Consider the following 12209-nt stretch of genomic DNA (forward strand, 5'->3'; position numbering starts at 1 on the left):
GCCGACGCATGCTCATACTGTAGGAAAAAATGGCCGCGCCGGCTGACAAAAATTCCGGCTCGCGCGTGTTCGAAAGTTGCTCAGGCCGCGAGCCGACTACGTCGTTCGGCGTGGTTGTGCAAGGTGCCGGTCATGCGCTGCAACAAACCGCCGAGCGCCGCGCGCTCCTCGGTATTGAGGTGTCCCACCGAGACCGAATGCAGCGCCTTGACGGCCTGCGCGGCGCGCTCGAAGCGCGGTCGCGCGGCAGGCGCGATGCACGGGGCGCCGGTCTCCGCGAACTCGATCCAGCCCTCCGCGTGCAGGTCCGCAAGCAGGGCTTCGGTCCGCGCGCTGTCGATGTAGACGGTGCCCTGGAACGGTTGGGCGCGCGTCAGGCGTTCCTGCCCGATTGCACGCAATAACAGCCATTTGGTATAGGTCAGTCCGGAAACGGACAGGGTTTGCTCGAGGGCCGCCTGCCATGCGGTGACCGCATCGACAAGGGCAAGAACCACTGGTTCATTCGTTTCGAGTGCTTTGGGCTGCATTGGCTTGAGTCTCCCGAATGGTCGCCGCCGTGGCACATTAATGGCCGGACAATTGATGGTGCTGGCCGGCCCGGTCGGCACGGGCGCTGTCTGCTCTCTCTTCAGACGGCGTGAATTCCCGATGGCCGCCACAGTATCAGTAATGTCGATACATTTGCATAAAGGCACGGGTAAATCCTAGTCATTCTTTTGGTGCAGGCGGATTGGAAGCCGCCTGACTAAAGGATGAGGTGGCCTCGCGTGTGTGCTCCATCCCGCGCTTTGCGCGCCTTGGTCCGATCCATTCCGGCGGCTTCCACAGATACCGCGCATCGCGCTCGCGCCACGCGTCGGCAAACATCTCGCGCCATTCGTGGAAGGTGAGCGTCAGCGGATTGTGCGTGCGCACCTGCCGCGTGATGCCGTACACCGGCGCCTCTATCTCGGGCACGAAGGTGCCGAACATCCGATCCCATACAGTGAGCACGCCCGCGTAGTTGCGATCGATATACGCGGGGTTCTTCGCATGATGGACACGATGGACCGATGGCGTATTCAAGACCCGCTCCAGCCGCGGCCAGCGCGCGCCGAGCCGCGTATGCACAAAAAACTGGAACGCGAGGTTGAGGCCGACGGCCAGGATCACCCAATCCGGCGTGAAACCCAGGAACGCGAGCGGAATCCAGAACAGCCACATGCCGGAGAGCGGATAGGTCAGACTCTGACGGAATGCCGTCGAGAAGTTCATACCCTCCGACGAATGGTGCGTGACATGCGACGCCCACAGCCAGCGCACGCGATGGCTCGCGCGATGGAACCAGTAGTAGAGAAAGTCCTGCAGCAACAGCAGCAGCGCGAACGACCACCACGTCTCGGGTACCGCGCGCAAGCCATGCGCGTAGCACCAGCTGTAGACGGTCCGGATCATCAGCCACAGAAAGAACGCGTCCGCAGCCTGATGCATCAGCGCGAGCGTGGCGTTGGAGAGCGTATCGCGCCAGCTGTAGATCGAGCGGTCGCGACGCGACCAGTACCAGGCCTCCCAGCCGATCGTCAGCAGGAACACCGGGGCGAAGGCCATCAGGATCAGGCCAGGATCGAACGAGGCGGGGGCAGGCTGCATGGGCGCCAGTGTGCACCGCCTTTATCGGCATGTCATCGGCATGACATGGAGGAAGTCCTCCATACGGAGGCTGGCGTAGAATTCTGCGAACACCTTCACCAGACCATCAAGACGAAAAGAGGGAGCCGAGACATATGACGGAGTTTGTGACCACGACAGTGCAGGGCGGTGTCGGATACCTGACACTGCAAAGGCCTCAGGCCCTCAATGCGCTGTCGCTGGAGATGATTCGCGCGATGACCGAAGCGCTGGACCGATGGGAGGCCGATCCCGAGGTGGCGGCCGTGGTCGTGGCCGGTGCCGGTGGCAAAGCGTTCTGCGCGGGTGGCGATATCCGCTGGTTCCATCGTGCGTATCACGAGAACGATCCGCTGCTGATGCAGTTCTTCGTGGAAGAGTACGCGCTCAATCAGCAGATCCACCGCTACAAGAAGCCCTACATCGCGCTGATGGATGGCGTGGTGATGGGCGGCGGTATGGGCATCTCGCAGGGCGCGCGCCGGCGCATCGTGACCGATCGCACGAAAATGGCGATGCCGGAAACCAATATCGGTCTGTTTCCCGATGTCGGTGGCGGCTGGTTTCTCGCGCGCACGCCGGGACGGCTCGGTGAGTATCTCGGGCTGACGGGGGTGGTGATCCACGCGGCCGACGCGTTGTACGCGGGGCTCGCTGATGTCTATCTGCCCACCAATGCGCTGGCAGAGTTGACGGCCTCGCTCGAGGCGACGTCGTTCACAAGCGGCGATGCCGTGCTGGCCCATATCGACAACTTTGCGCGTTCGCACGCTAACGCGTGCCAGCCGCGCGACAGCCAGCTTGCGAAGCTGTACGATCCGATCGATCGGCTGTTCGCGGGTGCGAGCGTCGAGGCGATTCTGCATGCGGTGAGCGATGCCGGTGGAGATGAAGGAGGCGAAGGGCCCGCCGACTGGGCTGCGCAGACCGCGGCGATGCTGCGTAGTCGTTCGCCGCTGATGCTGTGCGTGACGCTCGAGCAGATTCGCCGCGCGCGCGACATGTCGCTCGAGGATGAACTGCGCATGGAACTCGACATGATGCACGAGGTCTTTGCGCGCGGCGATGGCGTGGAGGGTATCCGCGCGCTCGCCATCGATAAAGATCACAAGCCGCAGTGGAAGCCGTCGCGCCTGGACGATGTGTCCGCCGCGCGCGTGCGGGCATTCTTCGATAGTCCGTGGCGCCGCGAGGATCATCCGCTGGCCGCACTCGGACGCTGATGCCTGAGGCCTGCAAGTCGGGCCTCGTTGGGTCCCCGTTTTCGTATCTCCCGTTTTAGTACCCCCGTCCCGTACTTAACCGTCGAAAGGAATCGTAATGAGCAATCCTCGTGATGTCGCTGTAGTGGTGGGTAGCCTGCGCAAGGAATCCCTGAACCGGAAGATGGCGCACGCGCTGGCCGCGCTTGCGCCGCCGCAACTGAAGCTCGAGATCGTGGAAATCGGTGCCCTGTCGCACTACGACCAGGACGACGATACCGATACGCCGCCGGCCGCCTGGCAGACCTTCCGCGATCGCATTCGCCGCAGCGATGCGGTGCTGTTTATCACGCCCGAGTACAACCGTTCAGTGCCTGGCGTGCTCAAGAACGCGATCGACATCGGCTCGCGTCCGTATGGCAAGAGCGCATGGGATGGCAAGCCGGGCGGCGTGATCAGCGTCTCGCCGGGCGCGATCGGCGGGTTTGGCGCCAATCACCATCTGCGCCAGTCGCTGGTGTTCCTGAACGTGCCGGTGCTGCAGCAGCCGGAGGCTTATATCGGCGGCGCCGCGACGCTGTTCGACGACAAGGGCGGCATCGCCAACGAAAGCACGCGCGGCTTTCTGGAGAAGTACCTGGCGACGTTCGCCACCTGGATCGAACGCAACGCCGTACGCTAATCCGAGTCAGGGTCAGTCCAGTCCTACATGCGGTTGCGGAAGGGACCTGACATCGGCAGGACACGCACTTTTCTATAGTGAAGTCACTGGATTCACGACCGAAAAGGAGCACATCATGCCGTACATCCTCGCTTGGCTGCTTGGCGTTCCCGCCTTCGTTCTGGTACTGATCTGGCTGTTCATGCATTGATCGATACCGCGCTGGACCCCACCCGAAATACTGGGGTGGAGGAGACAGACCCAACGGCGTCCTTCGGGGCGCCGTTGTCTTTTGAGGCTCAGGGACCACCCCACGCGAGGTTCAAGGCGATCGCCTATACTGCTGGGTTTTCCGCAAGATCCTTCGCCTCACCCGCCATGACAGTCAACCCCCGCCGCATCTCGGTCGCGCCCATGATGGCAGACAGAACATCGCGATGTCTGCTACTTGGGTCCACAATCACTTCGTCCCGGCGAGATCCGCTCCTAGTAGACTCCACGAGAAACTCTGACATGTGCGATGTCGATGGCTTGTCGGTCGGAAGACAGACCTAGGCAACTCCAGTGTTGTTCAGCAAATCTCCGAGCGCAGTGAAGTCGCGCCAATGTAATCATGTATCAGACAGATCAAGATCGAATATTTAGAACGGTTGCTGAGGAGTATCTCGCAGCGAATGAGGCGGGATGGACAGCGAAGAATTCGCGACACAATCGCCAGCTTCTTCAAGACCACGTCTACCCTGTCATTGGCTACCGTGTTTTGCTCAGCCTTTCGGAAGCCGAATATCTAGCGATTCTGGAGAGGTTGCTTGAGAAGGGAATGAGCGAGACTGCCCGCCGGCTGCGGACTCGCATCCTGCACATCCTTGAGTTTGCAATCGAAAAGGGCTACGCGACCTCTTCAGATTTGCCATTCCTGGCGCAGGGCTGATGGCCAGTACTACCGTTCTGCCGCATTGGAGCGTCTTTGGTCGCTTAATGACAAAATTTGTCTCGGCGCTCCAATTCAAGTGGTCTTCGTGACACGTTCTGTCAGTTACATATGACACGTTTGGTTACATTCAACCCGGAACCTACGATATCTTGGGCCCCGGCCGGTTGGCACAGGGCTTGCGTTACTGTGCGTGCAGCATGAGCTGTCCAAATTTAAAAAGGGGTCAATTTCCATGAAAAAAGCGCAGACGGGAATCAAACGGGTACAACAAAAGGGCTTCACGCTGATCGAACTGATGATCGTAGTGGCGATCATCGGTATTCTGGCAGCAATCGCCATTCCGCAGTACCAAGCCTATGTTGCTAAGTCGCAGGTCAATCGCGTAATCGGCGAAACGTCGGCCCTGCGCACGGCAGCGGAAACTTGCTTGAACGAAGGCCGAACCGTAGCGGTCAACGCAGCCCCTGGTGCCGCCAACGAATGCAATATGGGGCGTACGTATTCCAGCTTGATGAGCGACGCGAACAACTATCCGGTCGTAGATCTGGCTGCTGATTCGGCTACGATTATCGGCACGCTGGGCAACACGGCAGCTGCATCGGTTACCGGCGCTATTGTCACGTGGACCCGCTCCCCGCAAGGTTCGTGGACTTGCGGTGTAACGGCTTCCGCCGCCAAGGGTTGGGATAACTCGTACGCTCCGTCGAGCTGCCCGGTGGCACCGGGAGCCTAAGGTAAGTAAGCGTAGATAAGAGTAAAAGCCCTGGACTTTCCCTAGGGTTGTAAGAGCAAGAACCTTGGACTTTCCCCAGGGGTGTGAGAGCAAAAAGCCCTGGCCTTTCCCCAGGGCTTTTTCCTTTTTGGGCCGCGTGCTTGCCCTTTGGCGATGGCCGTAGCAGGTGCCATTCTCAGCATCCTGGCCGCTACGTCACTGTTGAGCTTTCAAGTCGTAGCCAGCGCCTGCTTCAGTCGTTGGTAGTCGGCCCGTGCTGCAGTCCGTTGCTTATCGAGGTATTCCGCCACGTCGCGGATGTCGCCCACCAAGTTCCGGCCTTCCTTGCGCATGGGAATCGGAAAGCTCCCGGAAGAGAGACGGTTGTACGCCGTCTGCTTCTGGATACCGATTGCATCGCAGACCTCGTCCAGCGAAAGAAGCATGCGGCCATCAAACTGGGCGGCCAGCAAAATGAGGCTGGATCTCACAACATGCCCTCCGCGCCGTTTGAAATTAGTCGTGACGCAGCTTCCTGTTCCGCGACCGTCTCGGCATAGAAGATTCGGTTGTCCTGCCTGGCAGTCGGCGGGGCCGCCTCGCTTGTGTCCGGGCTTTGGGTGCCGCGCAGCAGTTGAAGGGAGACTCGAGTGCCGGCGCGGAAGTGCTGCGGCACGGCGTGATCGAGGGCGAGCGTGATGTCTCCCGACAAATGACGCAAACGAGTCAGGGTGCCTTGGACTGCTACGGCGCGGCCGGCGCGCGGCATCTGTGGCGCCGGGGGCCGACGGCGAACGTACATTGCACAAGGTCCGTCTTCAGTGTCGTAGATCTCGGTCAGGATCCAGCTCTCGCCGCGTGGGCGAGATGGCGTCCAGTAGCTACAGTCCGTACTGTTGGAATCGAGGTATCGATCAAACGCGGCGTGGTCATCGCTCGCCATGTCGACGAATGCTGCCTCGATGCCGAAAGCCTGCAGGAAGTCATCGATGCCAACATCCTCGTCGAGGGCGGGGAGCGCTGAGTGGATCAGATGGCCCTCTGGATCGCGTGTGATTATGCGGGGCGTGAGCAACTCGTCGGCAAGACCTTCCAAGCTCGGCTGGCACGCCTGGTTGCAGTGATTGACCAAGGCGTCCGCCAGCACGCTCGCACGTGTTCCGCGCCGGTGCAGCATCATCGCGAAATTCGCGACGTCGACGGCGTTGCCCTTCAGCAGCGAGCCAACGAGCAGTGCGGCAAGATACTCAACGGTGCATTGCTCAGCGTCATCCCATCCGCCGCGCCCCTCGGCACGCTTCGCGGAGAGCCGGGCCTTCATGTCATCGGCCATCGCATCGACGTGTAGATCGTCAGTGTGCGGCTGAAACTCGTGAGCGTTGATCTCGTGCAATGAGTCCTCGAGGTCCGTAGCGGCATTGCGCTCGTAGATTTGCAGATCGCCTTTGAGGTCGTGGGACGCCCGACGCTGCTGGCGCGCATTGAGCCAGGAGCGACCGGCGCGGATCAGGTTGGAAACTGCCTCGCTCATGTTGCCGATTGCGGTGTCGGTCTTCGACATGTCAGGCCTCCTCGGTGGCGACGGTTGATTCGGTGGCCAGCAGGTCATCGAGGGACTTGCCGTCTTTCAGGGCTTGCTCGACCCATGCCGGGCGCTTGCCGCGGCCGGCCCACGTGTTGCCGGCAGCATCGGTGTAGCGCACGACCTTTGACTTGACGATGGGCTTGGCCGGGGTGGTTGCGGGGGCGGGGTCACGCGTCGGCGCCGATGATGCGGCAGTCTTTGCCGCGGCTTGCGGGTCACGCAGGATGGTGGGGAGCCAACGGCGGCCAGCGAGGTATTCCTCGGCCGCACCGATCATGGCGTCTTTCTTCATAGTGCCGATGCGTTCGGCCGCCTCGTCGCCCGCGACCTCGCGCACGGCATCCATGCGTCGAGCTTTGGGCGCGCGCTGGCCAGATAGGAACTCGCCGTGGGTTCCCACCAGTCGGCCATGTCGAGATCGACGGGGGCGCCGGGTTCGCGCGTGTGCGTGAATGTCGGATTCTTCGCGAGTGGCCTGCGTGTCGATTCTGTGCGCCACGCAGACGGCCAGCAGGTCCAACTGTTCGACCTGGCTCAGACCCTGCAGCCAGGTAAACAGATCAGTCGGGCTTTTCGCATTGTGGGGTATCGCACATAGGCCAGACGCAGAATGACTACAACGCGCGAGAATACTTTGGGCAGATGACCCTCACCGAGGTGAGCATCTGAATCGTGCTCCTTATCACCCGCCTCCGTTATGTCGGGGTGATGTTTGGGAATGTGCCCAGAGGGAGCCTCCAGCATTACTTCGAGTGCATCCGATTTGCTGATGAGCCTCACGGATGAGCTTTCCATGAGGACGGCTCGCTGATGATGATCTCCTGCACTTTTTGAAGCCTGGAGAATATGGACGAAATCGAAGCAGCTGAAGATCGATCCAAGAAACGAGTGACGACGGTCGCCACGTATGCTCTGGGGGCCGTCTTCGTAATAGTGGCTTGGTTGGCCGGCGAGAACATAGATCAATTTCTCCATTCCCAATTTGTCGGATCAATGAGCCCGGCAACTGCGGGCGCTTTCGTCAAAGCAAGCCGACTGGCAGAGTTCGGTACGGCAATATCGTTAGCGGTGTTTTTTGTCGCGTTCGTAGTTAGCCTCGAACTCAAGGGAAAGTTCGCACGGTTCTACTTGCGCGTGGGAGGACTGCTCATGGTTGTCGAGAGCTTCGTATTGTGGATTCCCGTTATGCGCATGGCAGCGGCTCACGGCTGATTGCACAGGAGTGCAAATGAAACGAGCAATCTTCATGCTGTTGGGAATCTTTCTCAGCCTCGCTGTTGCGTGGGGAGTCTTTATTGTCCTGGACCACCTTCTCCACATCGAGAGGTTGCTTGAGCTTGAAGGTGCCGCATTCCTCGCGGCATTTGAGACGATCGTTGTGGGGAGTGGTTTGGCCTACATCATGTTTGGGAAGGCTCTGATCATCCAAACAAAGATCGAGGAATTGCTCAGAGATGCCTTCTCCGGTGGCGCGCACTCCGACTCATCACACAGTGGCCATGACCTCGCGCCTGTCCTTCGATGGACTTTCATTTTCGCGGGACTTTCGATTGTTCTCTACGCGTTCCTTTTCGCTGTCGAGAGGTTGAGCGAGAAGCTCTGATTGCGGTGTTCGCAACTGCACCAGCCGTTCAAATCGTCGTTCGGTTGATTGCGGGCGGTCGAACGTCTGCACCTCGGTGAACACCACCTCGCCGCCTTGCTTCAGGCGGATCTGAGCCGTGTACCCTATACTTCCGTCCTTTCGCGCGCGTTGCGTGCTCGTGCCCATATCTCGCAGTGCTACACGAGTTTCTGTAGTGCTACATCGCAGCACTTTGCGCGGTGAATGAGTCGATACAGTCAGAATCAGTAGGAAATGACACAACCCCGTAGCATCCCGCAGACCCAAGCCACAGGCGGATTTCCTGACAAATCAACGGGTCGGAGAATATCTGTGGCGCCGATGATGGACTGGACCGATCGCCACTGCCGCACGTTTCACCGAGCGTTAAGCCAGCACATCTGGCTCTATACGGAGATGGTGACCACGGGTGCGCTGCTACATGGTGACGTGGCACGACATCTCGATTTCAATGCCGCGGAGCAACCGGTGGCGCTGCAGCTGGGTGGCAGCGAGCCGGCGGATCTGGCGCAGGCGGCGAAGCTTGGCGAGCAGTGGGGTTATGCGGAGATCAATCTCAACTGCGGTTGCCCGTCGGAGCGCGTGCAACGTGGGGCGTTCGGGGCGTGCCTGATGGCTGAGCCGCAGCTCGTCGCTGATTGCGTCAAGGCGATGCGCGACGCGGTGTCGGTGCCGGTGACCGTCAAGCATCGCATCGGCATCGATACGATCGAGCACTACGGCTTTGTGCGCGACTTCGTCGGTACCATCGCCGAGGCCGGCTGCGAAACCTTTATTGTCCATGCGCGTAACGCCATCCTGAAGGGCCTGAGCCCGAAGGAGAATCGCGAGATCCCGCCGTTGCGTTACGAGGTGGCCTACGAGCTCAAGCGCGAGTTTCCACAACTCGAGATCCTGATCAATGGTGGCATCGTCACGTACGACGAGATCGCGGCGCACCTCGAGCACGTGGATGGCGTGATGATCGGACGCGAGGCCTATCACCAGCCTTACTTCCTGTCCGAGATGGACCAGCGCTTCTATGGCGCCGACACGCCGGTTCGCACGCGTCATGACGTCGAGCTTGCGATGCAGGAGTATGTGGTGGGCGTGGTGGAGCGGGGCGGTTATATGGGTGCCGCCACGCGCCATATGCTTGGCCTGCACCGCGGAATTCATGGTGGGCGCGGCTGGCGTCGGGTGTTGTCGGACGCGCGTCGGATGAACGCGGCGCGCACGCGTCAGGAGATCGTCGCGCTGTTCGAGGAAGCCCGCTCACATCTGCGGCCCGATCTGCGCGAAGCTGCCTGATCCTCTTGATGCGGCCTATCCGGGTGCGCAGCGGGCCCCCAGAAAATCGAAGAAAGATTCTAAATTCGAACGATCGTGCTGGAAACGTATGCGGGGCGGCACTTTGAACATTGCAGCAGCCGCAAAGCCGCACTGGCAAAGGGATTCCCCTAATTCGCCATGACCGTCACAAGTTCTTAAACTGGCTGTGCCCTCGAATACAGGGCTTTCTTCAACTGATTATTGGCCCGCCGCGTGCGGGCTTCTTTTTTTCACGATTTCCCGAGCCGACGGTGCTCACTATCCGTTTACCCGAATGGTGAGGGGCGCCTCTTGCGGCTACATTCACTACGCCTTCAGGGCAATTGAGATCGCTTAAATTCGAGTCCGCTGCGGCGGGCTCTTTTTTTTGCTGTGCTGTCGAACATCCGCGTCTTGCGGCGGCGCGGAGAGCGAGGGTCATCGGTGACGAACGACGGTTGACGAGGCTCCCGTGGAAAAAAGCAGGCGACGCTTCAATGAAGGTCGCCTGACGGGAATGTCGAGGGGGGTCAATGTCCCTCAGCCCGAAGTATCTCGCACGTTGTCACCTCCCTTAAACCCTGCCTTGGTAGGGGCGACGGCGTTAGAATTTTCCGATTTTGCGCGGGTCCTTTTCGGATTGGCCCGCGGGCGTTCGTCACACTGCCGATTGAATCGCGCAATTCCACTGTGCGGTGCAGCAAGCGTGTTACGATCGCGGCCAATGCCGCGTCAGATGGCATATGGGCAGTGGGTGGCTCCTTCGGTTAAGAAGGGTCCGCTCCGATGGAGGAAGAACTTGAAGTGGGTCAACCCATCCTGCATGGGTATGGGAAAACTCGGAAGGGCGTGGGGAAATGGACGGCGACGCATCGTTCGGTATCGTATTCGAAGGCTACCGCCTGATCTGGGTGGCGGAGCAACTCCAGGATGGCAAATGGACCGCGCGCTATTGCTGGCATCGCGGGACGACGGAGGCTGCGGGCAAGGCGCTGCAGCAGGACGTGCTCAACGGCAAGTCCAAACGGCTACTAGGTCTGTTCGAGACCGAGGACGAGACCATCGCTGCCATCAAGGAAGCGGTGATGCTCGAGGCGAAGTGGCAGGGCGGTTGAAGCCATCGTACGAGGCACGAAAAGATCTTCAGATTTTTTTGTGCGGAGTACTAGCCATCGCCCCAAGATCCTTGTAGAATCTCGTTCTTCGTTGATCGCGCATCACCTGATCGACGAAGCAAAAATGCTCGGCAGTAAAAGAGCAAAAATGTTTGGCAGTAAAGCGCCAAGCAAGTTCGACGGTGGCTGTAGCTCAGTTGGTAGAGTCCAGGATTGTGATTCCTGTCGTCGTGGGTTCGAGTCCCATCAGCCACCCCAAAAGATTTCTGCAAAACAGCCGCTTCCGAGCGGCTGTTTTGCTTTCTGCGTTGCGCACCGACGCAGTGTCCTCGCATCGCCAACATCGAAGGGTAGCTACCTGCGCTCCCTAGTCAGCTTCACTGAGGGTCTCCAATTTCATGGTGGGTGGCTCGGTCGGATTCTATCCAGAGCGCGCAAACCAGCGACCCCAGAGGTACGCAGATTCCTGCGAAGTTTCCGATTCAATAGCTGTTCTCTGGATTGACCGGCAAACTTTGCTTGCTCTTGCCCGCAATCAAGTGTTGCCGAATCGTCTGCCAAAGTCCTTCAACAGTGATAAGGCTCCGTGCTGTAATCAGTCGTCGTCGCCACTCGGTCGGCGGCGCGATGCACCCGAGTCTGGGTGCGCGCGTTCTCGCAAACACTGATCGTATAACCAGCACTGAGATGCCAGTCGTCCAACTGCGCCCTGCAACAATTGAAGAGGATCTGTCTCGCGACGTCAGCGCCTTGCTAAGCGAGACGTACCGATATCGCCAGCGTGACGATCCTGCGATCGCTCGTCTCATGTGGCGGGCGGGCAAGCTTCAGAATGCCGATGCCGCTGCCGCGATGCGGCTCAAAACTGTCCTTGAGGTATGTCGCGGTGATTACGATCAAGCGATGTACTGGGTGCGCAATATCGAACGCCTCAAGCGTCATGACGTTCACCTCGCCGCTCTGTGCACAGTGTTGATCAACTTTGGCTACTTTGCCGAATCGCAGGCACACTTTGCCAGGCTCATGGACACAACGGAGAGCGGCGCCATGCATCTTCATCTCGGTGTGCCGAACGGGGCGTTCAAGCGTTATCTCGACTCGCTGGACGCCAGCCGCACGCTCGCGGATATTCACCTATCTAATGAGGCGCAGATTCGCGACGTGGTTTCGATCATGGACGCGAATGGGGATTCCGATGAGGATCTCGGCCGAGTCATGGATATCGCCGGCGGAATTCTGCGTGAGCGAAAGCTTGTCTACATGGGAAATGCTCATCAGCTTCGGCCGGTTGTCGAGCCGGTCGATGGTGGCCATCCATATTTCGGTGCGTATTTCGGCGAACGTGACCGCCGATTTCGGGATCGTGACCGATTCGGCGGGATGGGAGTTGCGCGGTGTCGATTGTAGGGTTTCGTATCAGTCTTGGTCGAGTCCTG

At 59.7% G+C, this 12209-nt stretch carries 14 protein-coding genes and 1 tRNA gene; 10 read left to right on the forward strand and 5 right to left on the reverse strand.

Translation table 11 applies throughout. The annotated features are described in order from the left end of the window. Positions 1-80: 80 nt before the first annotated feature. The gene (locus LDO41_RS19940; RefSeq protein ID WP_223991355.1) at positions 81-497 is read right to left on the reverse strand and encodes a MarR family transcriptional regulator; all 417 of its coding nucleotides are present in this window, start codon (positions 495-497) and stop codon (positions 81-83) included. Positions 498-711: 214 nt separating this feature from the next. Further along, a complete protein-coding gene (locus tag LDO41_RS19945; RefSeq protein ID WP_223991357.1) occupies positions 712-1632 on the reverse strand; it encodes a sterol desaturase family protein in 921 nt (306 codons plus the stop codon). Positions 1633-1766: 134 nt separating this feature from the next. Here LDO41_RS19945 and LDO41_RS19950 point away from each other — a divergent pair, with 134 nt between their 5' ends. The 4 genes from LDO41_RS19950 (at position 1767) to LDO41_RS19970 (ending at position 5180) form a co-directional block, all read left to right on the forward strand. After that, the gene (locus LDO41_RS19950; RefSeq protein WP_223991359.1) at positions 1767-2873 is read left to right on the forward strand and encodes an enoyl-CoA hydratase/isomerase family protein; all 1107 of its coding nucleotides are present in this window, start codon (positions 1767-1769) and stop codon (positions 2871-2873) included. A gap of 97 nt (positions 2874-2970) precedes the next feature. Continuing rightward, a complete protein-coding gene (locus tag LDO41_RS19955; protein WP_223991361.1) occupies positions 2971-3534 on the forward strand; it encodes an NADPH-dependent FMN reductase in 564 nt (187 codons plus the stop codon). Positions 3535-4126: 592 nt separating this feature from the next. After that, entirely contained in the window at positions 4127-4444 is a 318-nt protein-coding gene (locus LDO41_RS19960) for a phage integrase central domain-containing protein (RefSeq protein WP_223991363.1), read from the forward strand. 235 nt (positions 4445-4679) lie between these two features. After that, positions 4680-5180: a pilin gene (locus LDO41_RS19970; RefSeq protein ID WP_318036297.1), complete on the forward strand. Its 501-nt coding sequence runs from the start codon at positions 4680-4682 to the stop codon at positions 5178-5180. A gap of 209 nt (positions 5181-5389) precedes the next feature. Here LDO41_RS19970 and LDO41_RS19975 read toward each other — a convergent pair whose 3' ends face one another. From LDO41_RS19975 to LDO41_RS19985, 3 genes are read right to left on the reverse strand one after another with little or no spacing between them, the layout of a single operon-like run. Then, positions 5390-5650, reverse strand: coding sequence for a helix-turn-helix transcriptional regulator (locus tag LDO41_RS19975; RefSeq protein WP_223991365.1), 261 nt, complete (start codon positions 5648-5650; stop codon positions 5390-5392). After that, positions 5647-6720 (reverse strand): hypothetical protein, encoded by a 1074-nt coding sequence (locus tag LDO41_RS19980; protein ID WP_223991367.1) that lies wholly within the window; start codon positions 6718-6720, stop codon positions 5647-5649. Before LDO41_RS19980 ends, LDO41_RS19975 begins: the two co-directional genes overlap by 4 nt. A 1-nt stretch (position 6721) precedes the next feature. Then, positions 6722-7090, reverse strand: coding sequence for an H-NS family nucleoid-associated regulatory protein (locus LDO41_RS19985; protein WP_223991369.1), 369 nt, complete (start codon positions 7088-7090; stop codon positions 6722-6724). 500 nt (positions 7091-7590) lie between these two features. Between LDO41_RS19985 and LDO41_RS19990 the strand changes: the two genes are divergently transcribed. The 6 genes from LDO41_RS19990 (at position 7591) to LDO41_RS20015 (ending at position 12180) form a co-directional block, all read left to right on the forward strand. Next, positions 7591-7956: a hypothetical protein gene (locus LDO41_RS19990; protein ID WP_223991371.1), complete on the forward strand. Its 366-nt coding sequence runs from the start codon at positions 7591-7593 to the stop codon at positions 7954-7956. Between the two features lie 16 nt (positions 7957-7972). Further along, on the forward strand, positions 7973-8347 hold the full coding sequence (locus tag LDO41_RS19995; protein WP_223991373.1) for a hypothetical protein: 375 nt from the start codon (positions 7973-7975) through the stop codon (positions 8345-8347). 255 nt (positions 8348-8602) lie between these two features. Beyond that, positions 8603-9658 carry a tRNA dihydrouridine(20/20a) synthase DusA gene (dusA, locus tag LDO41_RS20000; protein ID WP_223991375.1) on the forward strand — a complete coding sequence of 352 codons (1056 nt, stop codon included), beginning with the start codon at positions 8603-8605 and terminating at the stop codon, positions 9656-9658. An 857-nt stretch (positions 9659-10515) separates the two neighbouring features. Then, positions 10516-10773, forward strand: a complete 258-nt coding sequence (locus LDO41_RS20005; RefSeq protein WP_223991377.1) for a hypothetical protein — start codon at positions 10516-10518, stop codon at positions 10771-10773. 182 nt (positions 10774-10955) lie between these two features. Further along, positions 10956-11031, forward strand: a tRNA-His gene (locus tag LDO41_RS20010). A gap of 429 nt (positions 11032-11460) precedes the next feature. Beyond that, positions 11461-12180 (forward strand): hypothetical protein, encoded by a 720-nt coding sequence (locus LDO41_RS20015; protein WP_223991379.1) that lies wholly within the window; start codon positions 11461-11463, stop codon positions 12178-12180. Positions 12181-12209 lie beyond the last annotated feature (29 nt).

The sequence above is a fragment of the Cupriavidus pampae genome (assembly GCF_914271485.1).
In the GTDB taxonomy this organism is placed as follows: Bacteria; Pseudomonadota; Gammaproteobacteria; order Burkholderiales; family Burkholderiaceae; genus Cupriavidus; species Cupriavidus pampae.

What these genes read in the sequence shown, in the direction of transcription:
- LDO41_RS19990 (WP_223991371.1), top strand. Translation starts at nt 7,591, where the DNA reads ATGGACGAAATCGAAGCAGCTGAAGATCGATCCAAGAAACGAGTGACG.
- LDO41_RS20015 (WP_223991379.1), top strand. Translation starts at nt 11,461, where the DNA reads ATGCCAGTCGTCCAACTGCGCCCTGCAACAATTGAAGAGGATCTGTCT.
- LDO41_RS19950 (WP_223991359.1), top strand. Translation starts at nt 1,767, where the DNA reads ATGACGGAGTTTGTGACCACGACAGTGCAGGGCGGTGTCGGATACCTG.
- LDO41_RS20005 (WP_223991377.1), top strand. Translation starts at nt 10,516, where the DNA reads ATGGACGGCGACGCATCGTTCGGTATCGTATTCGAAGGCTACCGCCTG.
- LDO41_RS19960 (WP_223991363.1), top strand. Translation starts at nt 4,127, where the DNA reads ATGTATCAGACAGATCAAGATCGAATATTTAGAACGGTTGCTGAGGAG.
- LDO41_RS19980 (WP_223991367.1), bottom strand. Translation starts at nt 6,720, where the DNA reads ATGTCGAAGACCGACACCGCAATCGGCAACATGAGCGAGGCAGTTTCC.
- dusA (WP_223991375.1), top strand. Translation starts at nt 8,603, where the DNA reads ATGACACAACCCCGTAGCATCCCGCAGACCCAAGCCACAGGCGGATTT.
- LDO41_RS19945 (WP_223991357.1), bottom strand. Translation starts at nt 1,632, where the DNA reads ATGCAGCCTGCCCCCGCCTCGTTCGATCCTGGCCTGATCCTGATGGCC.
- LDO41_RS19995 (WP_223991373.1), top strand. Translation starts at nt 7,973, where the DNA reads ATGAAACGAGCAATCTTCATGCTGTTGGGAATCTTTCTCAGCCTCGCT.
- LDO41_RS19985 (WP_223991369.1), bottom strand. Translation starts at nt 7,090, where the DNA reads ATGGATGCCGTGCGCGAGGTCGCGGGCGACGAGGCGGCCGAACGCATC.
- LDO41_RS19970 (WP_318036297.1), top strand. Translation starts at nt 4,680, where the DNA reads ATGAAAAAAGCGCAGACGGGAATCAAACGGGTACAACAAAAGGGCTTC.
- LDO41_RS19955 (WP_223991361.1), top strand. Translation starts at nt 2,971, where the DNA reads ATGAGCAATCCTCGTGATGTCGCTGTAGTGGTGGGTAGCCTGCGCAAG.